The 24,652-nt window shown below is 53.7% G+C and carries 25 protein-coding genes; 13 read left to right on the top strand and 12 right to left on the bottom strand.

Annotation, left to right across the window (positions count from 1 at the left end; genetic code table 11):
- Positions 1 to 285 precede the first annotated feature (285 nt).
- Genes marB through marR form a run of 3 tightly spaced genes read right to left on the bottom strand, consistent with a single transcriptional unit; the run spans position 286 to position 1,366 of the window.
- Positions 286 to 504, bottom strand: coding sequence for a multiple antibiotic resistance protein MarB (gene marB, locus FN037_RS08610; protein ID WP_138362764.1), 219 nt, complete (start codon positions 502 to 504; stop codon positions 286 to 288).
- 28 nt (positions 505 to 532) lie between these two features.
- A complete protein-coding gene (marA, locus tag FN037_RS08605) occupies positions 533 to 913 on the bottom strand; it encodes an MDR efflux pump AcrAB transcriptional activator MarA (protein WP_138362806.1) in 381 nt (126 codons plus the stop codon).
- A gap of 18 nt (positions 914 to 931) precedes the next feature.
- Positions 932 to 1,366 (bottom strand): multiple antibiotic resistance transcriptional regulator MarR, encoded by a 435-nt coding sequence (marR, locus tag FN037_RS08600; protein WP_138362765.1) that lies wholly within the window; start codon positions 1,364 to 1,366, stop codon positions 932 to 934.
- Between the two features lie 231 nt (positions 1,367 to 1,597).
- Here marR and FN037_RS08595 point away from each other — a divergent pair, with 231 nt between their 5' ends.
- Complete coding sequence (locus tag FN037_RS08595) at positions 1,598 to 2,266, top strand: MarC family NAAT transporter (protein WP_138362766.1); 669 nt, start codon at positions 1,598 to 1,600, stop codon at positions 2,264 to 2,266.
- 653 nt (positions 2,267 to 2,919) lie between these two features.
- Here FN037_RS08595 and FN037_RS08590 read toward each other — a convergent pair.
- Entirely contained in the window at positions 2,920 to 4,119 is a 1,200-nt protein-coding gene (locus tag FN037_RS08590) for a sugar transporter (RefSeq protein WP_142502014.1), read from the bottom strand.
- A 205-nt stretch (positions 4,120 to 4,324) separates the two neighbouring features.
- Between FN037_RS08590 and FN037_RS08585 the strand changes: the two genes are divergently transcribed.
- A complete protein-coding gene (locus tag FN037_RS08585) occupies positions 4,325 to 5,116 on the top strand; it encodes a PhzF family phenazine biosynthesis protein (protein WP_138362768.1) in 792 nt (263 codons plus the stop codon).
- Positions 5,117 to 5,125: 9 nt separating this feature from the next.
- Complete coding sequence (locus tag FN037_RS08580) at positions 5,126 to 5,914, top strand: PhzF family phenazine biosynthesis protein (protein WP_142502013.1); 789 nt, start codon at positions 5,126 to 5,128, stop codon at positions 5,912 to 5,914.
- 264 nt (positions 5,915 to 6,178) lie between these two features.
- Here the strand turns inward: FN037_RS08580 and FN037_RS08575 are convergent, their stop codons facing one another.
- The 6 genes from FN037_RS08575 to FN037_RS08550 form a co-directional block, all read right to left on the bottom strand.
- Complete coding sequence (locus tag FN037_RS08575; protein WP_142502012.1) at positions 6,179 to 7,459, bottom strand: SLC13 family permease; 1,281 nt, start codon at positions 7,457 to 7,459, stop codon at positions 6,179 to 6,181.
- Positions 7,460 to 7,472: 13 nt separating this feature from the next.
- The gene (locus FN037_RS08570; protein WP_142502011.1) at positions 7,473 to 7,943 is read right to left on the bottom strand and encodes a YhcH/YjgK/YiaL family protein; all 471 of its coding nucleotides are present in this window, start codon (positions 7,941 to 7,943) and stop codon (positions 7,473 to 7,475) included.
- Complete coding sequence (locus FN037_RS08565; protein ID WP_142502010.1) at positions 7,940 to 9,112, bottom strand: sialidase family protein; 1,173 nt, start codon at positions 9,110 to 9,112, stop codon at positions 7,940 to 7,942. The genes FN037_RS08570 and FN037_RS08565 overlap by 4 nt, the downstream gene beginning before the upstream one ends.
- Positions 9,113 to 9,141: 29 nt before the next feature.
- Entirely contained in the window at positions 9,142 to 9,903 is a 762-nt protein-coding gene (locus FN037_RS08560; protein WP_142502009.1) for a TerC family protein, read from the bottom strand.
- Between the two features lie 112 nt (positions 9,904 to 10,015).
- Positions 10,016 to 10,900 (bottom strand): dihydrodipicolinate synthase family protein, encoded by an 885-nt coding sequence (locus FN037_RS08555; protein WP_142502008.1) that lies wholly within the window; start codon positions 10,898 to 10,900, stop codon positions 10,016 to 10,018.
- 20 nt (positions 10,901 to 10,920) lie between these two features.
- On the bottom strand, positions 10,921 to 12,066 hold the full coding sequence (locus tag FN037_RS08550; RefSeq protein WP_138362772.1) for an iron-containing alcohol dehydrogenase: 1,146 nt from the start codon (positions 12,064 to 12,066) through the stop codon (positions 10,921 to 10,923).
- Positions 12,067 to 12,241: 175 nt separating this feature from the next.
- Between FN037_RS08550 and dtnK the strand changes: the two genes are divergently transcribed.
- Genes dtnK through FN037_RS08535 form a run of 3 tightly spaced genes read left to right on the top strand, consistent with a single transcriptional unit; the run spans position 12,242 to position 15,222 of the window.
- The gene (dtnK, locus tag FN037_RS08545) at positions 12,242 to 13,480 is read left to right on the top strand and encodes a D-threonate kinase (RefSeq protein ID WP_142502007.1); all 1,239 of its coding nucleotides are present in this window, start codon (positions 12,242 to 12,244) and stop codon (positions 13,478 to 13,480) included.
- Positions 13,473 to 14,459 (top strand): D-threonate 4-phosphate dehydrogenase, encoded by a 987-nt coding sequence (locus FN037_RS08540; RefSeq protein WP_142502006.1) that lies wholly within the window; start codon positions 13,473 to 13,475, stop codon positions 14,457 to 14,459. Before dtnK ends, FN037_RS08540 begins: the two co-directional genes overlap by 8 nt.
- 1 nt (position 14,460) lies before the next feature.
- Complete coding sequence (locus FN037_RS08535) at positions 14,461 to 15,222, top strand: DeoR/GlpR family DNA-binding transcription regulator (RefSeq protein ID WP_138362775.1); 762 nt, start codon at positions 14,461 to 14,463, stop codon at positions 15,220 to 15,222.
- 13 nt (positions 15,223 to 15,235) lie between these two features.
- Here the strand turns inward: FN037_RS08535 and FN037_RS08530 are convergent, their stop codons facing one another.
- A complete protein-coding gene (locus FN037_RS08530) occupies positions 15,236 to 16,180 on the bottom strand; it encodes an L-lactate dehydrogenase (RefSeq protein WP_138362776.1) in 945 nt (314 codons plus the stop codon).
- Between the two features lie 145 nt (positions 16,181 to 16,325).
- Here FN037_RS08530 and FN037_RS08525 point away from each other — a divergent pair, with 145 nt between their 5' ends.
- Positions 16,326 to 16,808 carry a GNAT family N-acetyltransferase gene (locus FN037_RS08525; RefSeq protein ID WP_142502005.1) on the top strand — a complete coding sequence of 161 codons (483 nt, stop codon included), beginning with the start codon at positions 16,326 to 16,328 and terminating at the stop codon, positions 16,806 to 16,808.
- Here FN037_RS08525 and ptrR read toward each other — a convergent pair.
- On the bottom strand, positions 16,762 to 17,640 hold the full coding sequence (gene ptrR / locus FN037_RS08520) for a putrescine utilization regulator PtrR (protein ID WP_138362778.1): 879 nt from the start codon (positions 17,638 to 17,640) through the stop codon (positions 16,762 to 16,764). The genes FN037_RS08525 and ptrR overlap by 47 nt on opposite strands.
- Before the next feature lie 105 nt (positions 17,641 to 17,745).
- On the opposite strand from ptrR, the gene sad reads away from it, so the two are divergent.
- From sad to FN037_RS08490, 6 genes are all read left to right on the top strand, one after another.
- Entirely contained in the window at positions 17,746 to 19,131 is a 1,386-nt protein-coding gene (gene sad / locus FN037_RS08515) for a succinate-semialdehyde dehydrogenase (RefSeq protein ID WP_142502004.1), read from the top strand.
- 190 nt (positions 19,132 to 19,321) lie between these two features.
- Positions 19,322 to 20,242 (top strand): glutaminase B, encoded by a 921-nt coding sequence (glsB, locus tag FN037_RS08510; RefSeq protein ID WP_374043513.1) that lies wholly within the window; start codon positions 19,322 to 19,324, stop codon positions 20,240 to 20,242.
- Positions 20,242 to 20,604: a DUF4186 domain-containing protein gene (locus FN037_RS08505; protein WP_138362781.1), complete on the top strand. Its 363-nt coding sequence runs from the start codon at positions 20,242 to 20,244 to the stop codon at positions 20,602 to 20,604. The genes glsB and FN037_RS08505 overlap by 1 nt, the downstream gene beginning before the upstream one ends.
- A gap of 107 nt (positions 20,605 to 20,711) precedes the next feature.
- Positions 20,712 to 22,136, top strand: coding sequence for a GGDEF domain-containing protein (locus tag FN037_RS08500; protein WP_171034939.1), 1,425 nt, complete (start codon positions 20,712 to 20,714; stop codon positions 22,134 to 22,136).
- A 78-nt stretch (positions 22,137 to 22,214) separates the two neighbouring features.
- A complete protein-coding gene (locus FN037_RS08495; protein WP_142502003.1) occupies positions 22,215 to 22,742 on the top strand; it encodes a GNAT family N-acetyltransferase in 528 nt (175 codons plus the stop codon).
- A 115-nt stretch (positions 22,743 to 22,857) separates the two neighbouring features.
- Positions 22,858 to 24,309, top strand: coding sequence for a tagaturonate reductase (locus FN037_RS08490; protein ID WP_142502002.1), 1,452 nt, complete (start codon positions 22,858 to 22,860; stop codon positions 24,307 to 24,309).
- The last annotated feature ends 343 nt before the right edge of the window (positions 24,310 to 24,652 follow it).

Genomic DNA, 24,652 nt, shown 5'->3' with positions numbered 1-24,652 from the left:
CAAAGAGCAACGACGCCTGCCCCCTCAGCCCTTCATCATCGACAGAATAAAATGACTCGCCACATGCTGGTTTACCGTCAAATATCGCCTGTGTAACCTGGTGACTATATTAAGCCATGTGCTATCCGGACTGAAATTATGTCGTGGATGTTGTGACTAACGTTGCGGAATGAGCCCGTTATGCGAAGACGCGACGTTGACAGGAAAGCGGGGGAATGCGTGTGCGGAACACTGCGGTAATCTGCGATGAGCAAAAAAAGCCCCGGGGGCGGGGCGAAAGGGATTTTAGTGGCTTTGTTGGTTGTAATACGCGACGCCCAGTTCATCTGATTTATCACTGCCTGAGGCCATGTGATTAAAATCAAACGGCGAATGATGTTCTTCCGATGGCATCATCATCGCATCGCGTTTGGTGTGATGAACCGGCGTGGTGGTTTGCTCCGCATACCCCTCGCCGGAGACCAGCGCCACGAGTAGCGTGGCGACGGCAACGAACAGTTTCATGAGTTCCTCAATACGTTTTTCCCGGCGATTAACAGCAGTTATTCAGTGGGTGCAGATAGCGCGACTCGCCCGGCACGTCGGTAACGCGATACTGATGCGGCGGGACATCGAAATAGTTTTTGAACGTTCGGGTTAACGTTTGTTGTGATTCAAAACCATAGCGCTCCGCCAGATATAAAATCGGCTCATCGCTTTGCTTGAGCTTTTGCGCAATCTCGGTCAGTTTGCGGCTGCGGATATACTGCCCCAGCGAGTGGCCGGTTTCTTTCTTAAACATTCTTTGCAGGTGCCATTTGGAGTAACCCGAACGCTCTGAAACTTTTTCCAGCGACAGGGGGGATTCCAGGTTATCCTCGATCCACGACAAAATACTTTGGATAGTGATGGCGTCGTTATTGCGTCTGGACATCATCTTACCTCTTCTTTATTACGGCAGGATTTTTTTAAGCAAATACTCAAGGGTGACCACTTCATCCGCCGACAGATGTTTTGTGAGTTCCTGGTGCAATTTCTGACCAACAGTCTGATGACACTGCTCACAAAGGGCCGCGCCATCAGGTGTTAACTGTACCAGTACACCGCGTTTGTCAGTGGGGTTGGGTAACCGTGCGATCCAGCCTTTACAGGCCAGACGATCGAGCATGCGCGTCATTGCGCCGGGGTCAACAGAAAGCACGGTTTTCAGCGCAACGGGGGTAATGCATACTTCACAACGAATGGAGCAGAGCACCCGAAACTGGGTGGCAGTAATATCCATCGGGGAGAGGTAGTCGTTGAGCAGGCGATCTTTTTTCTGATTAACCATCTGAATCAAGTGACCAAGGGGGATCATGTCGTTAAACAGGTCTCTCGAACTTTTCATGATGGTTGCCCAGGCAATGATTTAGTTGCGATGGATATTATTGCTCATGCAAATATAAGTCAACTTAATGAATTGGCGGATGCCACAATTTGCTAAAACGAATAGTTGTGATGTAGGTCACTCTACTTCGCGCTGTTGGCGGTGGATTTTTCTGAATCAAGGTGCTTATCCGCACCTGGAAACACAAGACATACTTTTTATAACGTAATGTTTACAGGGTGTTAATTCACTATGATGGATCTCTTAAAAGCGATAGGCCTGGGCCTGGTGGTGATTTTACCGCTGGCAAACCCGCTCACTACCGTAGCGCTGTTCCTCGGCCTCGCGGGGAATATGAACAATGCCGAGCGTCATCGTCAGTCGCTGATGGCCTCAGTGTATGTGTTCGCCATCCTGATGGTTGCATGGTATGCCGGGCAACTGGTGATGAATACGTTCGGCATATCGATTCCCGGGCTGCGTATTGCCGGGGGACTGATCGTCGCGTTTATTGGTTTTCACATGCTGTTTCCGCAGCAGAAAGCGCATCATTCGATGGAAGCGAAGCTGAAATCCGAAGAGCTGCAGGATGAACCGACAGCCAATATCGCCTTCGTCCCACTGGCGATGCCAAGTACGGCAGGGCCGGGAACAATCGCGATGATCATCAGTACCGCGTCAACGGTAAAGCACAGCGCTGAATTCCCTGAGTGGGTGTTTCTGGTGGCGCCGCCGGTGACTTTCGCATTAATCGGCATCATTCTGTGGGCCTGTTTGCGTAGTTCCGGGGCGATTATGCGCCTGGTCGGCAAGGGGGGAATAGAAGCAATTTCCCGCCTGATGGGCTTCCTGTTGGTGTGTATGGGGGTGCAGTTCATTATTAACGGCGTGCTGGAGATCATTACCAAGTATCACGCCTGATGGTGCAGGCATCGGGATAAAAAAGCCTGCCGATCGGCAAATGCTTGTCAGTTAAGGGCTGTCAGTTGCATTTATGGCTGGCTGAGCGGTTCTGTCAATCGGTGGTTTAAACGAAAATCTGATTCGGTTGATTCACTAACTGAGCTGATACGGGCTGAAATATAAAGGATATAACTTTTTTTATGACTTTCAGCCTCTGAAAAGCCCCTGACGAATAACGGACTCACCGCATGGGGGTTGGGCGCATCAAGGAAACCTGGCGGGAACGCAGGCGCGCATCCAGGACTGGCCGCCAGGACGGCGGCCAGAGGGCGGGTCGAGACAGGGACGTCGAGTCCCGCCCGGTCCGCCAGATGAAGCCGGAGTGGAGCGGACCGCGGAGCGGCAGGTTTTCAGCGCCATGCCGGGGGTGCAGGGGGACGGGCGAAACGTCCCCCTGCCCGTTCACACGCTGTGGATATAACGACTATCCGCGAATTTATCGTGAACGGAACAGACCACGGAATCTGAATAGGCGAAAACGAAAAACGCGTCATGCTCGCCAGAACCACCGATAATGCGATTGCCACAGGCAAATAAAACAAAAGACAACACCGATGATTTGCTTAAGTGAACGGCATTGGCCGATCGGCAGGCTTTTTTCATCACCGAAGTCAGGAGTGGTGTGGTTGCTGGTCTTCCAGTGAGGTTGGCCAGCGGCGGAAAATCATTACCGCCCACACCAGCGCGATCAGAGCCGGGATTGCGCCAACATAACCAATAGAAGCCATCGACAAATGGGTACTGACCTGACTGCCCACCAGCGCGCCCGCGCCGATACCGATATTAAAGATCCCCGAGAACAGCGACATCGCCACATCGGTGGCATCCGGCGCTAAGGCCAGCACTTTCACCTGCATTCCGAGACCAATGATCATAATGGCCATCCCCCAAAAGACGCTGAGCAGCATCAGATGGTTGGCGTTGTGCGATGCGGGCAGCAGCAGCAGCAGGCAGGCCAGCAGCAGGCCAATCGCGGCGTTAATCAAGCCGGAAGCATGGCGGTTGCCGAGTTTACCAAACAGGATGCTACCGACAATGCCAGCGCCACCCAGAGTCAGCAACAGCACGGTGGCGAAATTATTGCTCAAACCGGCGACAGTTTGCACGAATGGCTCAATATAGCTGTAGGCGGTATAGTGCGCCGTGACCACAATGACCGTCAGCAAATAGATACTGAGCAACGCCGGACGGCGGAAAAGGACTGGCAGGCTTTTCAGTGACCCCGAGTGTTCGCTCGGTAGTGTTGGCAGCAGCCTGATCAAACACGCCAGCGTGACCATCGCACCCAGACCAATGACCAGGAAGGTTGTGCGCCAGCCAAAATATTGTCCAACAATGCGGCCAATTGGAATGCCGAAGACCATTGCCAGAGCGGTACCGGTGGCAATCAGGCTCAACGCCTGGGCGCGTTTGCCGTAGGGCGCCATGCGAATAGCCAGCGCAGAGGTGATTGACCAGAACACCGCATGAGCGAAAGCGATACCAATCCGGCTAACGATCAGGACGTTAAAGTTCCACGCCAGGAATGACAATATGTGGCTGGCAATAAACAAGACAAACAGTATCACCAGCAGTCGGCGTCGTTCCATCTTGCTGGTTAACAGCATAAAGGGCAGAGACATCAGGGCGACGACCCAGGCGTAGATGGTGAGCATAATCCCGACCTGCGCGGTTTCCATACCAAAGCTGTCGGCAATATCTGACAGCAGGCCGACTGGCGCAAATTCGGTGGTATTAAAGATAAACGCCGCTATCGCAAGCGTGACTACGCGAAGCCACGCAACTTTGCGTGAAACCGTCTTTGTCATCATAAATTCAGGAGTGGTCACGAAGAGGAAAGATGAGCCACGATCTTAAAACGATTGCTGATAAAAATACAATCATTTCGTGATCTATATCTCATTTTTGCTTTGGCTTGATGACGGTGGCTAACAGATTAATTTTTCTATAGAACGTGTGCATTTTACGTGTTTATGTCATGTTATCGATAAGCAAAAAAAATGAAAGGGCAGAATCATGCAGGAAATTAATTTTTATCTGGTTGACGCATTCAGCAATGTTAACTTTGGCGGTAATGCCGCAGCGGTTTGCCCACTCACTGAATGGCTACCGGATGCAACGCTGCTAAAAATGGCGCAGCAGCATAATCAGTCGGAAACCGCGTTTTTCGTCCGTACGGATGAAGGATATGAGCTGCGCTGGTTTACGACCCAGTATGAGATAAATCTCTGCGGCCATGCGACGCTTGCCGCCTCGCACGTGATTTTTGAATATCTTAATCACCCGTCATCGACGATTGTGTTCAGTACTCGTTTTGTTGGCGAGCTGCGCGTAACGCGCACTGGCGACTGGCTGACGCTGGATTTTCCGGCCTGGGCCTCAACGGTTGTCGAGCAGCCGCCTGCGGATCTGTTGACCGGTCTGGGGCTGAATGAGGCACAGGAGGTTCGCGTAGCGCGCGATTACCTGGTGATTTTAGGCGATCGCCAGCAGGTGGAAGCCGTGCGCCCGGATATGCAGCGGCTTCAGCATCTGGGTAAAATGGTCTGTATTAGCGCAGCCGATGCTGAATATGATTTCGTTAGCCGCTTCTTCTGCCCGGGAGAGTCGGTCGCTGAAGATCCGGTAACCGGCTCAACGCACAGTATGCTAATTCCGTACTGGGGTGAAAAACTCGGCAAAACGGAAATGCTGGCCCGTCAGGTTTCGGCCCGCGGCGGCGATCTGCGTTGCCAGTGGCGCGGCGAACGGGTCTTAATCGGCGGGCAGGCGACGACCTATTTAATCGGCAAGATTACGCTGCGTTAAGGAGAGTTGGTGATAAAAATTCCTGTATATCTGGTTGCGGCATTTAGCGATCGGCCTTTTGCCGGGAATCCGGCGGCGGTGTGTTTGCTCAGGGAGTGGCTGCCGGATGAACTGCTGTTAAAAATGGCTCAGCAGCATAAGCAGTCGGAAACTGCGTTTGTGGTGTCAGAGAATGGTGGTTTTTCGCTGCGCTGGTTTACCACGCGTAATGAGGTCAATCTCTGCGGCCATGCGACGCTTGCCAGCGCACATGTGATTTTCCATCATCTTGCTTTCCCCGACGCGGCAATTCACTTTTCAACCGCCTCCGGTCTGCTGACAGTGACTCTCGAAGGTGACTGGCTGACGCTTAATTTTCCGGCAGGAGAGACCGTGGAGTGCGAGCCTCCCGCTGCGATGCTTTACGCACTGGGTGTTAATGGCTATCTGCATGCCCGTAAAGGACGCGCCTGGCTTATTGAACTCGCGTCGCGTGAACAGGTTGAAGCCTTACGGCCGAATATTGCGGCGATGCTCCCCGGCGAGCATAAAGTGACAGTCACCGCAGTCGGTGACGGCGATTATGACTTTGTTAGCCGCTTTTTCTCGCCGGGCGAAGCTGTGTGGGAAGATCCGGTGACCGGTTCGGCGCACACCATGCTGATTCCATACTGGGGAGCAAAGCTGGATAAAAGCCAGATGCTGGCGCGTCAGATTTCGGCTCGCGGCGGCGATCTGCGCTGCCAGTGGCAGGGGGATCGGGTCCTGATCGGCGGTCAGGCAACGACCTATTTAATCGGTACGATTACGCTGCGCTAAATAACGTTATTCCGATGAGGGAAATAATAAGTGACCGGCAATAAATCTGCCGGTCACTTGCCTGTAGGTGGTTAACAGGTAAGAATTAGCTGTGAATGTTACGAAAAGCCAGAGTCATGCAACTATACTCTAAATAATTCGAGTTGCATGAAGGCGGCAAGAGAGTAAATCCCCAGGAGCATAGATAGCTATGTGACTGGGGTGAACGATCGCAGCCAACACACATGCAACTCGAAGTATGACGAGTATACATATATTTGATAATTACATCGGGAATATCACGATAGCGCCGACGCATAGTGCCAGAATACGAATAAGATACATCGGAATGGTGAAAAGCCAGAATTCTGACATTTTGTATTTCCCCATTCCCATAATCATCGCCGGCATACCGTCAATTGGCATATAACCACCGTTCCAGCCAGAGATTACCACAGCAATAGCGGCAGCAGTTGGATTCAGACCGAGGCTGGTACAGGTGGCGATTGCTATGGGGGCAAAGATAAATACCGATCCTATGGTTGAACCTGTAAAAGTGGCACAGGTGCTGGTAATCAAAGCTAATACGATGATAAATAAGAAAGGAGAAACGTTTGCCCCCAGAACCCCGGCGACGGCATCGCCAATCATGGCCGTTACTCCGGTGCCTGCTAGCGCGTCAGCAACGCCGATAACGCCCGCCGTCATGATAATAACCGGAGCCCCCATATGATCGCGGACTTCTTTAAAATCAAGCACGCCAATACTGAGTATAAAGGCACCAGCCAAGCCTGGAACGACATAAGCAATATCGCCCAATTTATTCATTAGCATCATACCGAGCACGCTAATGCAAAATGCTCCGACTGTGCACTTTTCCTTCCATGCAGGAAGTTCATTTATTTTCTCGCATATCTCTGCATCATTTCCTTCAGTGATTTCTGCAATGGGGTGGTCGGGTAAAAAACGATACGCAATCAGGCTCCACGCCAAATATGCCAGTGACATGACCAGATTCACCATGGCGAATTTCAGCATGGAAATTTCCTGGCTAATGCCTGATGCTTGCAGCACAGATATGGTGACACCGAAGAGCAGTGCGACGTTAATGGGTATTAGAGGATGGTTGGTTGCAAACCCTAATGGCATGACTAATTTGGCCGTGGGCAATTTTTTGCTGTAGGGCAGTGACGCAATAAGAGATAGAATTAAGACATAGTAGCCTGTTGCTCCTGTTCCGGCCAGGCTTGCTCCAAGCATCACGATCACCAACAGTAGTATATAGCTCTTATAACCGCCACGATTGAGATGAACCATCATTGCGGTTTTAATGCCTCCAATAAGGCGAGTCTTCTGTAGTCCAGCCATGACTACCATAAAACCCGCCAGCATAATAACCGTTGAATTGACGAATCCGGCAAATGCCTGAGGTACTGTAGATACACCGCTCACAACCAGTAAGAGGCAGGCGAGCAGCGGCGGCGCGCCAAACGCAAGTTTATCCGTCATGATCAACACGATCATCAGGATTAAGATCCCTAAAGCCAATATCATATCAGTTGTCATTTATTATTCTCCTCTACGCTTCCAACATGTCGCGTGGAACCTTAAAAACCGCTTTGCGCACTACCTTTGGCGCGTCAACAGCGCAGAGCGCCTGGTGAGGTTCTCCGGGCAAAAAGATTGCAAAATCGCCGGGATGCAGAGTGATGGCCACTGCATGCTGGCAATCGCGCGCGATAAACAGATCCGGCTTGCGTTCTTCATCGTCATTCTGTCCGACATTGCACATTCCCGCGTTAATCACTTCGCTGCCTGACAGCATCACCTGGATGTCAGCCCACTGATGGTGATATTCGGTATGACGCTGCGCGGCCGGTTGGGTGTGCGCCTCGCCGATATTGCAAAACCAGCGACAGTTTTCCGGCTGCCAGCGTCCGTCTTCCCTGGCGCTTAATGCCTGCAGCGTCGAACCCGGATGAGACAGAATGTTGCGCAGTGTGAGGGGAAGTCCTGCCAGCGACAGGGCATCAAGATTTCCAACGATCATTGAGTGGACTCCTTCACCCATTCAGGTGAGATGTGCACGTATTTGATTGCCTGACGGAACCAGGTGTACGCAATATGCAGCGTTCCGTCTGCGCCCTGTTTGATGCTTGGATAGGAAAATTCGCGGTTGCGTTTATCCAGCGAATTATTGGTCATGCAATAACCGTCACCTTCATCGAGATTACGTTGCCACGGCCAGCTTTTACCGCCATCCGCAGAGATAGCCACAGTCATTGGCGCACGAGGAGCGCCCCAGAAGGCAGTGCGACCGCTGGTGATTTCTGGCTCTTCTCGGCGGGTATCGCTGTCGTCAATTTCATCGTAAAGCGAGGTGCGACGTTCCAGTGCACCAACGGCACTCATAGGGTTAAACACCAGCGCCAGTTCACCGCTGGCAAGGGTAGTCACTTGGATGGACGAGTTGTTGTTAGGCAGTTCGGTGGGTTTCGGCACGGACCAACTTTCACCATTGTCTGCCGACTGGCTGTAGTAGATGTTATCGGCCCAGCGGCTACGGAATAAGGCTACCAACGTGCCGTTGGGCTGCGTGGTAATATTCATATGCACGCAGCCCAGACTTTGTGGAACCTCGACGTCGCGCCAGGTTTTACCTTGGTCGGAGGAAATTTTGACGGCGCTGATATCATCGTTGCCAACCCATTTTTCGCCAGGTCGCGTACGGCAGTAGAAGACCGGCAGTAGCCAGTTGCCATTCTCAAGTACCGTAATCGGCTGGCGAATAAAGGTACCGGGTTTATCTAACAGGGTAGCAATCTCGCCCCACGTCTGGCCCAGGTCGGTCGACTGACGATAGCGAACTATAGCAGTGTCCTGGTTACCGGAGATCTGCGTGGTCCACAGCAGCCACAACACGTTATCCGGGGCCAGAAACAGCACCGGGTTTTGCTCGGAGCGACTGGCGTCGTGGGACAATTTGACCGCATCGCTCCACTGGTGGCTTGCGAGGGGTAAGCGCGAACCCCAGACCGAGATATCGGCCACACCTTCCTGGGTGCCGCCGAACCACACGCACATCAGCGAGCCGTCCGGCAACGGCAGCAGGTTAGCCGCGTGGTTTTGCGGGCAGGATGACGGCAGCATCGCAGTTTCCACACGCTCATCTTGCTCATGCTGAGAAATGATTCCGTCCCGAATTCCGGTTACAGACATATTCATACTCCATTATTTCAGTAGGGTTCTTATTTATTTGGCTGTAATGAATCGTAAGTTTCTTCTTGCTGTGAAGCCTTAATGATTTTTTTATTACGAACGATGTTGAGGGTTTCTACAGTCAGGGAGAAGAAAATAGCAAAATAGAGATAGCCTTTTGCGATATGAAGTCCTAGACTGTCGGAAATCAGTAATATCCCCACCAATAATAAAAACGTTAATGCTAGCATTTTCATTGTCGGCATATTATTAACAAAGTCGCCGATGGTTTTAGCTGCGAACATCATAATACCAACGGCAATAATGACGGCGGTTATCATAATAAAGATATGCTGTGACAAACCTACAGCAGTGATAACTGAATCAAGGCTGAAGACAATATCCAGTAACATGATCTGGATGACGGCACCTGCCAGCGAGAGCTGGTGCTGGCTGCTGATGTGTGAATCTTCTTTATATGTCAGTTCTCCACGTATCTCTTGTAATGACTTGTAAATAAGGAAACAGCCACCTGCAAATAAAATGATAGTGCGGACCGAAACAACAAAATGCGCAATTGTAAACAACGGCACCGTAATGTGCGCAAGCCAGGCCACCGACACCAGTAATAATATGCGCATTATCATCGCGCCACTTAAGCCCAACTTACGGGCTATATTTTGTTGGTGCGCCGGAAGTTTTGACACTACCAACGACAGAAAAATGATATTATCAACCCCGAGAATAATCTCCAGAAAAGTGAGCGTTATCAGCGTCAACCATATTTCAGGGTCAAGTACCCATATAAACATTGCAAACATCCCTTACGCTACGCTAGACGTTATATGCATAACTTTAAATATTGTCGGTGCTGTTTTTTATATAAAACAGCACTGGAGGTCAGAATAATTATTCCCACTAGATTCAGGAAACATAGTTGGTAATAATCTGTTTGATTTTATCACATTGCTCTTGTGTGAAGCTTACCGCATAGCGGCTGTCGCCAACCTCGTGGCCCATTAGCTGTAATGCCTTTTTGACCGCGGCTGGCGAGAACGCCACTTTATAAAGATCGGTACGTAGTCCGGTCACACTCTCCTGGGCCCTGCGAGAGCCTTCAATATTACCGGCCTTAAACTGTGACCAGATGGCGTTGATCTCGTTTGGTGCGACATTAGCCAACCCGGAAATGCAGGCGCTGCAGCCATCGACAAACCCCTGATGGATCAGTGAATCAGGGCCATTCAGCACGTTAAAATCGGCAATATCCTGTACCGCATCGAGGAACCCCTTCAGGCTTTCATAACTGCCTGCGCTGTCTTTGATGCCGATAATATTCGGATGTTTTGCCAGCGCCCGCGCGGTTTGCGGTTCGATTGTATTGCCCGTTCGCGCCGGGATGTTGTACAGAAACATCGGAACGCTCAGCGCGTCGGCGATGGCGGTATAGTGGCTGATAAGCTCCTCCTGTTTAAGCGGCACGAACCACGGGGTGATCACCGATACTGCGTCAACCCCCAGTTTTTCAATTTGCTTACCCAGACGAATGGTTTCGCGGGTGGATACTTCGCCAATGTGCGCGACCACCGGTGCTTTTCCGGCGGCTTCTTCCACGCAGGCTTTGGCGACGGCGACTTTTTCCGCCTCATTGAGTACAAAGAACTCGCCGTTGGTACCGCCGCAGAAAATACCGTTGCCCGCCGCCATCTGCCGCCGGACCTGCTGTTTCAGCGCCGGGATGTTCACTGCGCCATCGACGGAAAAAGGTGTGACAATGGCGGTCAAAACGCCGGTAATTGAATTGCTCATTCTGGTTTATCTCCCTGGTTTTATAGCTGTGGAAACAGCGTGCGATAAATCGCCTGGACCTGGTCCTGGTTGACGCTGCATGGTGCGTTATTCATTAACCGTTTAACGTTAAGCGCTGCTTCGCTGAGTTCGCCGATGCTCTGCTGCGGGACGCCCAGGGTGGCGAGGTTGTCGGGCAGCTGTAGTTTTTTCACCAGCGCTGCAAGCCAGGCTACCAACGCGTGTGATTTTTCTTCAGCGCTGAGAGTCAGGTCGGCATCGGGAAGCAGTTCCCAGACCTGGGCGAATTTTTCCACCGCATGCGGACGCACCACTTTCATACAGGGTGCCAGCAGGATGGCGTTCGCCACGCCATGGGGCAGATGATACTTGCCGCCCAGAGGATAGGAGAGAGCGTGGACCAGGTGGGTGCCCGCATGGTTAATCGCCACCCCGCCATAATAAGAGGCCCACAGCATCTCCAGTTTAGCCGTCAGATTCTGCGGATCGGTCACCGAAAGCTCGATATTGCGTACCAGCTTGTGCAGGCCAATCAACGCGGCGTTATCGCTAATCGGATTAGCGACCGTTGAGGTAAAGCATTCAAGCAGATGGCATAGCGCATCAATGCCGGTAGAAGATGCGATATGCGCGGGCATGCTGGTGGTTAACTCCGGCAGCAGGGCGACATAGTCCGGCAACAGTACCGGAGAGATAATCCCCACTTTGGTGTTCTGTTCCGGGATCGCCAGGATCGCGTTTGGTGTGGCTTCGGAACCGGTTCCCGCCGTCGCCGGGATCAATAATGATGCCACTTTCTGCTGCGGTTTTTCTCCCTCCAGCAGCGCGGTCAGCCCCGGCGAGCTGGGATGCAGCAGGACGGAGAGCAGCTTGGTCACATCCAGAACGCTGCCGCCACCGATCCCCACCACCATTTCCGGCTGGTCTGCGGTGACGAGACTATAGATCTGCGCCATATCATGCTGGCTCGGTTCGGCGGGAACCGCATCAATCATCTGTACCTGACGGCCTTCATCTTCCAGAAGCGCGCGAATCCGCCGCGTGGCGTCGAGTTTGCCAACATTGGTATCGGTGATCAGCAAAATCCGTTGTTTGCCTGCCAGCAGCGGGCGCAGGGCGGTAAACGCGCCCGCGCCGCTAATCAGAGTGCTGTTAATGGTTGCCACGTCTCTCTCCTGTCATTTGAATGATTGAATTTAATCATTCATGCTCGTATCACTCGCTTAGTGGAGAGAAGTTATAATTTATACAGCGAGTGAATAAATTGAACTTGCTCACATTTAATCAATTGTGATTGAATATAATCATTATCAGCTTCCAACAGCGAGATAAGGGATAACGATGGGCAGTGGCGATAATAAGGTGCTGGTGCTGGCTGATGACTTCACTGGCGCTAATGACGCAGGCGTTAGCCTGGCGGAGAGCGGAATGCGGGTTGAGGTGGCGTTCACTGCGGATTATCAAGGTGAGGCGCAGGCATTAATCCTCAATAGCGACAGTCGCGCGTTGACGGGTGAAGAGGCGGCGCGGCGTGTCACGCATTTACTACAGGCGGTCTGGCCACGTTTTCAGCCGCGGTGGATGGTGAAAAAAATCGACTCCACGCTGCGGGGGAATCCTGGTGCGGAGCTGGACGCCGCGATGCGGGCGATGAATTGCCGGGTGGCGGTTCTGGCGCCTGCTTTCCCGGCTGCCGGGCGGGTCACGCGCGGCGGTCAGTGCTTTGTGCATGGTTTACCGGTTGATGAAACGGAGTTCGCCAGCGACCCGAAAACACCGGTGCGTAGTGCGGATATTGCCACCGTCGTGGCGCAGCAGAGCGACTGTCGTTGTTTGCACGTGTCGCTGGATAAGCTGGCGACAGAACTGGCCTGTCCGGCCAGCATACCGCGCGTGCTGATTGTTGATGCGGAAGTGAATCACCAACTGGATGCGGTTATCGCCGCGGTAATGGATACGGAGTATCACGTGCTGTTGGTGGGCTCGGCGGGTTTATGTGACGCGCTGGCGCGCAAGCTGAGCACCGTGCAGCATGGGCCGTTGCTGGCGGTTGTTGGTTCGATGAGTGAAATCGCTCAGCAGCAGGTTGCCAGTCTGAGTACCCATCCGCGGGTAACGCGGATCGATATTGATGTCGCCAGGGCTTTCGACGGCGATGCAACAACGGATGCCCGGCAAATTGCCGCGGTATTGAACGGAAATAATCATTGTGTGCTCACTACGCGGCCCGATAGCGCGGCGCGAAAGGGGATTGATGGTCTGTGCCATCAGTACGGCGTGGATCGTGCTGCGCTTGGGGAACGTATTTGCTGGTATCTGGCGCGGGTCAGCCAACTAGCTATCGCGCAGAGTCAGCCAGGCGCGCTCTATTTATCCGGCGGCGATGTAGCCATCGCTGTGGCCCAGGCGCTGGGCGCAAGCGGATTTCATATTACGGGTCGTGTGGCGCAGTGTGTGCCGTATGGCAATTTTCTGGGGAGTCGCTGGCAACGGCCGGTAATGACCAAGGCAGGCGGATTCGGCACGGCAACCACATTGCTGGAGGTCGTGAATTTTATTGAGGAGAAAATGAGTGACTAACATCATTGCGGTAACGATGGGTGACCCGGCTGGCATTGGTCCGGAAATTATTATTAAATCTCTGGCAACGGGGAAACTGAGCGGCGCGCCGGTGGTCGTGGTGGGCTGTGCGCAGACGCTGCGGCGGGTTATGGCGAAAGGAATTACTCCGCGTGCTGAGCTTCGCGTCATTGATAATCCCGGACAGGCGCAGTTTACGCCTGGCACCATTAATGTGATTGATGAGGCACTGACCGATCCGGAAGGATTGCGCGCCGGGGCGGTGCAGGCGCAGGCTGGCGATTTGGCTTACCGTTGCATCAAGCATGCCACGGCGCTGGCGCTGGCCGGTGACGTTTCGGCGATTGCCACCGCACCGCTAAACAAAGAGGCGCTGCATCTGGCCGGGCATCACTTCCCGGGGCATACTGAAATGCTGGCGCATCTGACGCAAACCAAAGATTTCGCGATGGTGCTGTATACGGATAAGCTAAAAGTTATCCATATATCCACACACGTTGCGTTGCGTCACTTCCTTGATAACCTGAATCAGACGCGCGTGGAGACGGTTATTGCTATCGCCGATAGCTTTCTGCGCCGTGTCGGCTTCAGCAATCCGCGTATTGCCGTCGCTGGCGTTAATCCTCACGCCGGCGAAAATGGCCTGTTTGGCGATGAAGAGATCCGTATCGTTGGTCCGGCGGTCGCAGCGATGAAAGCCAAAGGGCTCAACGTTACCGGCCCCTGTCCGCCGGATACGGTATTTATGCAGTGCCATGAAGGGATGTTTGATATGGTGGTGGCGATGTATCACGATCAGGGCCATATTCCGCTAAAATTACTCGGATTTTATGATGGGGTGAATATCACGGCCGGACTGCCGTTTATCCGGACTTCCGCAGACCACGGGACGGCGTTTGATATTGCCTGGACAGGCAAAGCCAAGTCTGACAGCATGACGACCTCTATTGAGCTCGCCATGCAAATAGCACAGGAATAATATGAAGGGATATAACCGGTTAGAGCAGATTATGGATTTTCTGAAGAGCCATAATCTGGTGACAGTCGACCAACTGGTCACGGTGACCAGCGCGTCGCCAGCAACCATTCGCCGCGATCTGATTAAACTCGATGAGGAAGGGGTGATCAGCCGCACACATGGCGGCGTGACGCTTAACCGGTTTATACCTTCCCAGCCGACGACGCAGGAGAAATCTCAGCGCAGTCGGCAGGAGAAACACGCCATCGCCAGCCTGGCGGCGACATTAGTCAACCCCGGAGACGCGATTGTGTTGGATGCCGGCACGACGATGATCGAACTGGCGCGGCAAATTACCCATCTGCCGTTGAGGGTTATCACCAGCGATCTGCATATTGCGCTGTTTCTCTCGGAATTCAGGCAAATTGAAGTCACCATTATTGGCGGGCGCATTGATGATAGCAGCCAATCCTGCATCGGCGATCACGGTCGTCGGCTGTTGCAAAATATCTGGCCCGATCTGGCATTTGTAAGCTGTAACGGCTGGGATCTGGAGAAGGGCGTGACCTCGCCAACGGAAGAAAAGGCGGCACTGAAGCGCGATTTAATCGCTAATGCCCGGCGGCGGATATTGCTGGCGGACAGCTCTAAATACGGGGCCTGGTCGCTGTTTAACATTACGCACCTGGACTCACTAACCGACATTATCACCGATAATCATCTGCCGGAAGAGACGCGCGACGCCCTGGCGCATATTCATCCCCGGCTGCTCATTGCCGATTAGCCGGGAAGACGATTTACGGCAGACGGGCGATATTGGCCTTAATAACATCAATTGAGTGGCGGAATTTCTCCGCTTCATCATCGGCTAACTGCAGCTCAATAATCTGCTGCACGCCGCTTTGTGTCAGTACCGCCGGGACGCCTGCCGCCGCGCCGCTCACGCCATATTCCCCTTCGAGAATGCACGATACGGCCAGCGCACGATGGCTACCGGTGAAAATATTACGACAAATCTCGGCGATGGTGCCGGCGACGCCATACTCGGTACAGCCTTTTCCTGAGTAAATCTCAAACCCCAGTTTGCGCACCTTTTCGGCAATTAACTCCCGGTCGAGGATTTTGCCGGTATGTTTTTGATAGACGTCGCCAATGGCGGAGCCGTAAACCGCCGAATGCGACCAGACCGGAAACTGGGTGTCGCCATGTTCGCCGAGAATAAAAGCATCGATACTTTGCGCGCCGATATTCAGCGCCTGCGCCAGTATCCGCCGTAAACGCGTGGTGTCGAGCCAGACGCCGGTGCCCAGCACCTGACTGCGCGGCAGACCTGAAAGCTGCCACACCTGCCAGGTGATAATGTCGCAGGGGTTGGTGGCGATCAAAAAGATGCCGTTGAAGCCATTCGCCATCATCTGCGGAACGAGGCTTTGGACAATTTTTGCCGTGTTAGTCAGCTCGTCCAGACGGGTTTGCCCTGGCTTCAGCGCGCCACCGGAAACGGTGATCACCGCGATATCGACATCCGCGCAGTCGCTGGCTTCCCGCGTGGAAATGGTCATCATCCCCGGCATATAGGCCGCCGCATCGCTCAGATCCTGTGCATGGGCGTCGGCGCGGGCTTTGTTCAGATCAACGAGGATCAGCTCCTCGCAAATATTTTGATTTAACAAAGCGTAGGCTGCGGAAGCGCCTACGTTGCCGACCCCGATAATCATCACTTTGCGCGCTTTGGTATTCATCGCATTCTCCTGATAACAGATGTCGTGTCGCAAAATTACTGCGTCTCAAGGTGATGGCGCAAGCGAGGAGGGGATCTATAAGTTAATGCTATGGCAGTGAAGTGTATGCCCTGCGCTACAGTGCGCTGAAAAAAGGAGCGTATTTATGTACACCATCGCCGCGATCCCGCCAGACCATCCGGATCTGAATGCCTTAATTGCCCAACTGGATGCTTACCAGCAGGCGCTTTACCCGGCCGAAAGCAATCATTTGATCGACCTTAGCGCCCTGCCGCCGGCGTCTGTGATTGCACTGCTGATCCGTGATACCGCGTTACGACCGGTCGGCTGTGGGGCGATTGTGCTCGGTGAAGAGGGATTTGGCGAGATGAAACGCGTATTTATCGATCCAAATCATCGCGGTCAGCAACTGGGAGAAAAACTGCTGGCGGCCCTGGAGAAAGAAGCGCTACGTCGGGAATGCCATACCGTGCGTCTGGAAACCGGTATTCATCAGCATGCCGCCATCACCTTATATACCCGCAATGGCTACCAGACTCGTTGCGCCTTTGCGCCGTATCAGCCCGATCCGCTGAGCGTCTTTATGGAGAAACTGCTGCTTGCCGATCTTCGTTCAGCAGCGCTATAAACGCGTCAAGCTGGCGGGTTTTTGCCCCGCGCCGCCATATTAGCCAGGTGGTCAGCCAGCGCCACTCTTCGGCCAGCGGCCAGGCGGAAACCTGCTGGTGGCCAGGCATACTCTCCAGCATACTGCGCGGGATCAGCGCCAGTCCTGCGCCTGCAATCACGCAGGCCAGCATTCCGTGATAAGACTCCATCTCATGGATCCGTCCCGGCGTCGCACGGTCAGCATGAAACCAGTTTTCAAAATGGCGGCGGTAGGAGCAGTTGGCGCGAAACGCGTAGACACTGGCGCCGTTAACCTCGCTGGCCCGTGAGATGGGCGAGTGACCAAAGGGGGCGACGATCATCATCTCTTCCGGGAATACCGGGAGCCCTTCCAGCCCCGGATGGACCAGCGGTCCGTCAACAAAGGCCGCGCTGAGTTTCCCTTCCAGCACCCCGTCGATCATCGCCCCGGAAGGGCCGGTTGAAAGGGCCAGATGAATCTTTGGGTAGCGCTGGTTATAGTGCGCCAGGGTGGGAGAGATCCGCACCGCGGCGGTGCTTTCCAGCGATCCGAGTGAAAATAACCCCTGTGGTTCATCGCCGGCAACGACCATGCGAGCTTCCTCAACCAGGGCCAGGATCTGCTGGCTATAGCGTAAAAAGCTGTGGCCGGCGGGCGACAGACGCAGGCGTTGGTTTTCACGAATGAACAATTCGACGCCGAGGTCCGCCTCCAGTTGACGAATGCGCGTGGTCAGGTTCGAGGGCACGCGGTGTACCTTCTGTGCGGCCTGGGTGATGCTGCCAGTGCTGGCGACGGCGTTAAACATCTCGAGCTGGCTCAGGTCCATAGTATTCTTCTTTAGTGAATGGGTTGCTTAATATTATTCAATTTTAATGAATAGAAGGGTAAGCCAGAATAAGGTGACTTCGCAATCAACACAGAGAGAAAAACGATGAATTTATCTGCGACTCATGCGGTTTCCGTGAGCCCGGCCACCGGAGAGACGGTGTCATCTCTGCCCTGGGCGACTGAACAACAGGTCGATTCCGCTATTGTCCTTGCGGAACAGGCTTATCGCCAGTGGCGTAACGTCAGCCTGGCAGAGCGGGCGGCGGCATTGCGTAAAGTCGGCAGCGTGATGCGCGCCCGTAGCGAGGCGCTGGCGCAGATGATTAGCCGCGAAATGGGTAAACCGATAGCCCAGGCGCGTGGTGAAGTTGCTAAATCGGCTAACCTTTGCGACTGGTATGCTGAACACGGCCCGGCGATGCTGAATACCGAAGCGACCCTCGTGGAAGAGAATAAAGCCGTCATAGAGTACCGCCCGATGGGCGCTATCCTCGCCGTCATGCCGTGGAACTTCCCGGTGTGGCAAGTGCTGCGCGGCGCGGTGCCGATTCTGCTGGCGGGCAACAGCTATCTGCTGAAGCATGCGCCGAACGTGCTGGGCAGCGCGGAGATGATCGGCGAAATTTTCACTGCGGCGGGCGTGCCGGATGGCGTGTTTGGCTGGGTGAATGCCACTAACGAGGGTGTTTCGCAAATAATTAACGATTCACGTATTGCGGCGGTCACCGTGACCGGCAGCGTGCGGGCCGGGAAGGCCATCGGCGCTCAGGCCGGCGCGGCATTGAAAAAATGCGTATTAGAACTGGGCGGTTCCGATCCGTTTATCGTGCTTAACGATGCCGACCTTGATGAGGCCGTGACGGCAGCGGTGATTGGTCGCTACCAGAATACCGGGCAGGTCTGTGCCGCCGCGAAACGTTTTATTGTCGAAGCAGGGATTGCCGATGCCTTTACGCAGAAATTTGTTGCCGCCGTTGCCGCGCTAAAAATGGGCGATCCGCGCGATGAGCAAAACTATCTCGGGCCGATGGCGCGTTTTGATCTGCGCGACGAGCTGCATGAGCAGGTGCTGGCGACCCTAAGCGAAGGGGCGACCCTGCTGCTTGGCGGGGAGAAAATCGAAGGCGCGGGCAACTATTACGCCCCGACGGTGCTTGGCAGCGTCACCGCGGAGATGACCGGTTTTCGCCAGGAGCTCTTTGGCCCGGTGGCGACCATCACCGAAGCCCGTGACGCAGACCATGCGCTGGCGCTGGCAAACGACAGCGAGTTTGGTCTGTCGGCAACAGTCTACACCACCAGCGAAGAGCAGGCGCAGCGTTTCGCCAGGGATCTGGAATGTGGTGGCGTGTTTATCAATGGCTACTGCGCCAGCGATGCCCGTGTGGCGTTTGGCGGCGTGAAGAAAAGCGGATTTGGTCGCGAGCTATCCCACTTCGGCCTCCATGAATTCTGCAATGTGCAGACCGTCTGGAAAGATCGCAGCTAAGCCCTGACTGTTCCTCCGGTTGCGCAGTGGCGTGCCGCGCAATCGGGGAATTGCATCAGTTTTCTGCTTGCGCACGTTATTCCGTTTATCCCTGACAGGAAAGCAAATAAGAAACAGGCTGTTTCTCGGTGCGTTGTGCGCCTATAATTAGCGCCCGAATTTTGTTGTTGGCAAGGAGCCTCGCGTGGCGATGGTAATAAATAACGCAATGCTCGATGCCATTTTGGCTGAAGTCAGGCCGCTGATTGGGCGCGGTAAAGTCGCGGATTACATTCCGGCACTGTCACGCGTCAGCGGCGATAAGCTCGGTGTCGCTATCTGCACGGTGGACGGGCAGCATTACAGCGCGGGTGACGCGCATGAGCGTTTCTCCATTCAATCTATCTCGAAGGTCCTGAGCCTTGTGGTGGCGATGAATCACTATCAGGAGGATGAGATCTGGCGGCGAGTCGGCAAAGATCCTTCCGGTCAACCCTTTAATTCCCTTTTGCAGCTGGAAATTGAACAGGGCAAACCGCGCAATCCCTTTATTAACGCCGGGGCGCTGGTCGTCTGCGATATGCTGCAGAGTCGCCTTAGCGCGCCGCGTCAGCGAATGCTGGAAATCGTCCGTCGTCTGAGTGGCGTGGGCGATATCGCTTATGATCCGGTGGTTGCCCGTTCTGAATTTGAACACTCGGCGCGTAATGCTGCGATTGCGTGGTTGATGAAATCCTTCGGCAACTTTGATAATGATGTCGCCACGGTGCTGCAAAACTATTTCCACTATTGTTCGCTGGAAATGAGCTGTGCCGAACTGGCGCGTACCTTCCTGTTTCTGGCTGACGGCGGCATTGCGGCACACCTTGAAACGCCGGTTATCGCGCCGATTCAGTCGCGGCAGGTCAATGCGCTGATGATGACCAGCGGCATGTACCAGAATGCCGGTGAATTTGCGTGGCGCGTTGGTTTACCCGCGAAATCCGGCGTCGGCGGCGGGATTGTGGCTATCGTGCCGCAAGAGATGGTGATTGCGGTCTGGAGTCCGGCGCTTGATGACGCCGGGAACTCGTTGGCCGGGATCGCGTTACTGGAAAAGCTTACCCGGAGACTGGGAAGGTCGGTATTCTGATGGCGTCAATCGAAAATCTGTTTACCCGTTTACAACGTTCGTCTTTTCGCGCTCGCTTTCGGCTCGGCGCTAAGGAACGGCAATATTGCCTGGCTAAGGGGCCCGACGTTATTGATCAGCATGCAGCTGATTTTATCGCCAGACGGCTGGCGCCGGCGGTAATTCCTAACGACGGTAAGCAGACGCCAATGCGCGGCCATCCGGTATTTATCGCGCAACATGCGACGGCGACCTGTTGTCGCGGTTGTCTGGAAAAGTGGCACGCTATCCCGCGCGGTCGGGCGCTCAGCGAAGGCGAGCAGCGTTATGTCGTGCAGGTGATTCATCACTGGCTGGTGATCCAGATGAATACTGACGCATAATTCATCCGGCGCCGGTGGATGCCGGATAATTATTCTCATGATACAATAAATCGCTAACTGATTATTAACACAATAAGTGTCTGAAACAATTAGACGGATCATCATGAATGTCTTCACTGTCAATTCGGTCATTCTCGCTGTTTCGTGAGGATCATCGCCTGCGCGACGCGCTGGTGTTGTTCACGTTAACAGTACTTCTGCACTTACTTGGCGGAATGCTGCGCCTTGTACAGGAACTGTCATTCTTCTGGCCGCTCAATGCCGTGATGGCAGGGATTTTTGCGCGTTATGTCTGGCTAAATCGCAGTTATTTTTACGCCGTCTGTTTTGCCGCCATGCTTATCTGTGACGGTTTAACCTCTCGTTGGGGAATGGGATTCGCCTCTGTCCTGATTAATTTCTCCAATATTGTCTTTATTGTCACGCTGGCGCAGCTCATCTTATGGGATAAGCGGCGGACAGATTCGATGCCGGGGCCGATTAACGCGCTGAGTTTATTTTGCTACTGCCTGTTCGCCGCGCTGCTCTGTGCCGCCATCGGGGCGCTGGGGTCGGTGGATGTTGAACGCGCCACCTTCATTCCCCAACTGGCGGACTGGTTTAGCGAACAATTCTCGACCGCTGTGCTAATCCTGCCGTTTATTTTGACCCTCACGCTGCCTTCTGCGTCAGGCGCTTTTCGTCTGCGTCAATTGTTGCCGGTGATTGCGCTGGTGTTGTCGATCGGGCTCGGCGTTGCTGTGGGCGGGGCCGGAAGCATTACTTTCCCTTTACCCGCGCTGATCTGGTGTGCGATTCGCTATCCCTTACCGCTGACCTGCCTGTTAACCTTTATAACCGGGATTGGTGAAATTCTGCTGGTCGCTAATTCGCTTATCCATTTCTCTGCCGATGCCCGGATGCAGCCGTGGCAACTGTTTTCGACGCGTCTGGGGATCGCGGCCATGTTAATTAGCCCGGTTATTGTCGCCTCCAGCGTCGAAGCGATTAATAACCTGGTTAAACAGCTGGCGTTGCGCGCTGATTTTGATTTTCAGACAAGGGTCTATTCCCGCTCGGGGTTATGTGAGGCGCTGAAACATCAGCCTCTGCCATCTGACAGGTTATTAACGATCATGGTGCTGGATATTGATGGCTTCAAGCAGATCAATGAACAATGGGGATATGAGTGCGGAGACTGCGTGCTGGCTCAGTTTGCCCAACAGGTGCGGTTGCTGGTGGGGGAAAAGGGGATGGTGGCGCGTATTGGCGGGGAAGAGTTTGTCGTCGCAGCGCAGACCTCATCAGCGCAAGAGGGGCAAATGCTGGCGGAGACCATTCGCCAGGGCATTGCGTCGCATTCCTTTATCTGGGGGCAAAACAAAATCCAGTTAACGCTCAGTATTGGGCTGGAGAGTCAGAATCCGGGAACCTTAAGGGTGAGCGAACTGTTCAATCAGCTACTAAGGGAAGCCGACGATAATATGATTCAGGCAAAAAAATCCGGCTGCAATCGTATTTACACCGAAAAACTGGCGGAAAGTTCGCCATAAGAAAAGCCGATGATACTGGTGCTTGTGTTAAATATGGATTAAAAACATAGTGATGTGGTCAATTTCGGGGAGTGACCTATGACCACATCTTTCTCTCTACGCACGCTGTCGCGTGACGATATTCTTGAATTCCTTCCTCAGCTTACGGATGTCCTCGTCAGTTGCGTTAACGGCGGCGCGTCGGTGAGCTTTATGCTTCCTTTCGCCCCGGAAACCGCAACGGCATTCTGGCTAAAAATAGCGCAGAGCGTGGCTAACGGTGAACGCATTGTCATCGCGGCGGTAGATGCTCGGCAGCAACTCGTTGGTACGGTACAACTGGTTATCGACCAGGCGGAAAACCAGCCGCACCGTGCCGATGTTGCTAAACTTCTGGTTCACCAAAATGCACGTCGCCAGGGGCTGGCAAATGCGTTGATGATCAGACTGGAAGAAATAGCCCGGGAATACGGAAAGAGCGTGCTGGTGCTGGATACGGCCACCGGTAGCGGGGCGGAAAGCTTTTACGTTCAGTGCGGCTGGGAAAAAGCTGGCGAAATACCGCGCTATGCGTTGATGCCGGATGGAGAGCTGAGCGCGACATCGCTGTTCTATAAATTCCTCTGATCGCGCTGATATTGCATACAGCTTTGATCAAAACAGGGTTTCATTGATATAAAAACCTGATAACTTATTAGACCAATTTATCAGGTTGTATGACTACTCTGTGAGGAAACTGATTGTGAAAACATTAAACCGCCGTGATTTTCCGGGCGCGCAGTACCCTGAACGCATCATTCAGTTTGGTGAAGGCAACTTTTTGCGGGCGTTTATTGACTGGCAGATCGATCTGTTAAACGAACATACCGATCTGGGTTCCGGGGTCGTTATCGTGCGTCCGATTGACAGCGCATTCCCACCGTCGCTCAGCACCCAGGATGGCCTTTACACCACCATCATTCGCGGTCTGAATGAGAAGGGCGAAGCGGTCAGCGACGCGCGTCTGATTCGTTCGGTAAACCGGGAAATCAGCGCCTATGCGGATTACGATGAACTGTTGCGTCTGGCGCATAACCCGGATATGCGGTTTGTGTTTTCCAATACCACTGAAGCCGGGATTGCCTACCATGCCGGCGACCATGTTGATGATACGCCGCCGGTGAGCTATCCGGCGAAGCTCACCCGCCTGCTGTTTGAGCGCTATAGCCATTTCTCAGGCGCGGCGGATAAAGGCTGGGTCATCATCCCTTGCGAACTGATTGATTATAACGGTGAAGCCCTGCGCGAACTGGTACTGCGCTATGCGCAGGAGTGGGGGCTGCCGGACGCGTTTGTGACCTGGCTGGATGACGCCAACGCGTTTTGCTCAACGCTGGTGGACCGCATCGTGACCGGTTATCCGCGCGATGAAGCCGCGCAGATCGAACAGCAGTTGGGCTATAAGGATGCCTTCCTCGATACGGCAGAGCATTTCTATCTGTTCGTGATCCAGGGGCCGAAATGGCTGGCTGCAGAGCTTCGCCTTGATAAATTGCCGCTTAATGTGCTGATTGTTGATGATATTAAGCCCTATAAAGAACGTAAAGTGGCGATTCTCAACGGGGCACATACCGCGCTGGTTCCGGTAGCCTTCCTGGCGGGGCTGGATACCGTTGGCGAAGCGATGAATGACGCGGAAATCTGCTCTTTTGTTGAGCAAGCGATTTACCAGGACATTATCCCGGTTCTCGATCTGCCGCGCGATGAGCTGGAATCGTTTGCCAGGGCGGTTACCGGGCGTTTCCGTAACCCGTACATCAAACACCAGCTGCTCTCGATCGCCCTTAACGGGATGACTAAATATCGTACCCGTATTCTGCCGCAGTTGCTGGCCGGGCAGAAGAAGACGGGCAAGCTCCCGGCGCGGCTGACCTTTGCACTGGCGGCGCTGATCGCGTTTTATCGCGGCGAGCGTGATGGCGAGAGTTATCCGGTGCAAGACGACGCCGAGTGGGTAGCACGCTATCAGGCGCTATGGGCTGACCATCGTGACGCGCAGATCAGTACCAGAAAACTGGTACACACGGTGCTGGCTGTGGAATCCCACTGGCAGCAGGATCTGACAAAAGTCCCTGGGCTGGTTGAGCAGGTGACGCGGGATCTGGATACCATTCTGCGCGATGGCATGCGTGCGGCTGTTAAACCGTTGTGTTGATTACAGATTAGCTTTCCCGGGGTTAAATGCCACTCGCAGAGTATCCCGCAGGCGCAATATAGCCCGTCATCTGTGTGTTCAGTTTCGCTCTGGTGTCATCGAGGGAGTGGGCTGGGCTCACTCTCATCCGTTGGCCGCCGTTCTGGTGGCCAGTTGGCGGTTGTGATGCGGATCAGAACGGACAACGATTTTCTTTGAAAGGCATAACTGAACGGACGGTGCCCCGACATCGTTGGGTTTTCATTTTTCATTAGTTACAACATACTATTAATTTACCCCCATAGCGCAAATTTTAAGACCGTGCCAACCCCGTCTGGCAGCAAAACGGGAAATTAAGCGAAAA

Source organism: Klebsiella sp. 2680 (assembly GCF_900198535.1).
Taxonomy (GTDB): Bacteria; Pseudomonadota; Gammaproteobacteria; order Enterobacterales; family Enterobacteriaceae; genus Klebsiella; species Klebsiella indica.
The sequence above is the reverse complement of the archived record's forward strand: the minus strand, read 5'-3'. Positions and strand labels throughout refer to the sequence as shown.

Excerpts from the sequence above, each read along its gene's own strand:
- marB (WP_138362764.1), bottom strand. The coding sequence starts at position 504 with ATGAAACTGTTCGTTGCCGTCGCCACGCTACTCGTGGCGCTGGTCTCC.
- marA (WP_138362806.1), bottom strand. The coding sequence starts at position 913 with ATGTCCAGACGCAATAACGACGCCATCACTATCCAAAGTATTTTGTCG.
- marR (WP_138362765.1), bottom strand. The coding sequence starts at position 1,366 with ATGAAAAGTTCGAGAGACCTGTTTAACGACATGATCCCCCTTGGTCAC.
- FN037_RS08595 (WP_138362766.1), top strand. The coding sequence starts at position 1,598 with ATGATGGATCTCTTAAAAGCGATAGGCCTGGGCCTGGTGGTGATTTTA.
- FN037_RS08590 (WP_142502014.1), bottom strand. The coding sequence starts at position 4,119 with ATGATGACAAAGACGGTTTCACGCAAAGTTGCGTGGCTTCGCGTAGTC.
- FN037_RS08585 (WP_138362768.1), top strand. The coding sequence starts at position 4,325 with ATGCAGGAAATTAATTTTTATCTGGTTGACGCATTCAGCAATGTTAAC.
- FN037_RS08575 (WP_142502012.1), bottom strand. The coding sequence starts at position 7,459 with ATGACAACTGATATGATATTGGCTTTAGGGATCTTAATCCTGATGATC.
- FN037_RS08570 (WP_142502011.1), bottom strand. The coding sequence starts at position 7,943 with ATGATCGTTGGAAATCTTGATGCCCTGTCGCTGGCAGGACTTCCCCTC.
- FN037_RS08565 (WP_142502010.1), bottom strand. The coding sequence starts at position 9,112 with ATGTCTGTAACCGGAATTCGGGACGGAATCATTTCTCAGCATGAGCAA.
- FN037_RS08560 (WP_142502009.1), bottom strand. The coding sequence starts at position 9,903 with ATGTTTATATGGGTACTTGACCCTGAAATATGGTTGACGCTGATAACG.
- FN037_RS08555 (WP_142502008.1), bottom strand. The coding sequence starts at position 10,900 with ATGAGCAATTCAATTACCGGCGTTTTGACCGCCATTGTCACACCTTTT.
- dtnK (WP_142502007.1), top strand. The coding sequence starts at position 12,242 with ATGGGCAGTGGCGATAATAAGGTGCTGGTGCTGGCTGATGACTTCACT.
- FN037_RS08535 (WP_138362775.1), top strand. The coding sequence starts at position 14,461 with ATGAAGGGATATAACCGGTTAGAGCAGATTATGGATTTTCTGAAGAGC.
- FN037_RS08530 (WP_138362776.1), bottom strand. The coding sequence starts at position 16,180 with ATGAATACCAAAGCGCGCAAAGTGATGATTATCGGGGTCGGCAACGTA.
- FN037_RS08525 (WP_142502005.1), top strand. The coding sequence starts at position 16,326 with ATGTACACCATCGCCGCGATCCCGCCAGACCATCCGGATCTGAATGCC.
- ptrR (WP_138362778.1), bottom strand. The coding sequence starts at position 17,640 with ATGGACCTGAGCCAGCTCGAGATGTTTAACGCCGTCGCCAGCACTGGC.
- sad (WP_142502004.1), top strand. The coding sequence starts at position 17,746 with ATGAATTTATCTGCGACTCATGCGGTTTCCGTGAGCCCGGCCACCGGA.
- glsB (WP_374043513.1), top strand. The coding sequence starts at position 19,322 with ATGGTAATAAATAACGCAATGCTCGATGCCATTTTGGCTGAAGTCAGG.
- FN037_RS08505 (WP_138362781.1), top strand. The coding sequence starts at position 20,242 with ATGGCGTCAATCGAAAATCTGTTTACCCGTTTACAACGTTCGTCTTTT.
- FN037_RS08500 (WP_171034939.1), top strand. The coding sequence starts at position 20,712 with ATGTCTTCACTGTCAATTCGGTCATTCTCGCTGTTTCGTGAGGATCAT.
- FN037_RS08495 (WP_142502003.1), top strand. The coding sequence starts at position 22,215 with ATGACCACATCTTTCTCTCTACGCACGCTGTCGCGTGACGATATTCTT.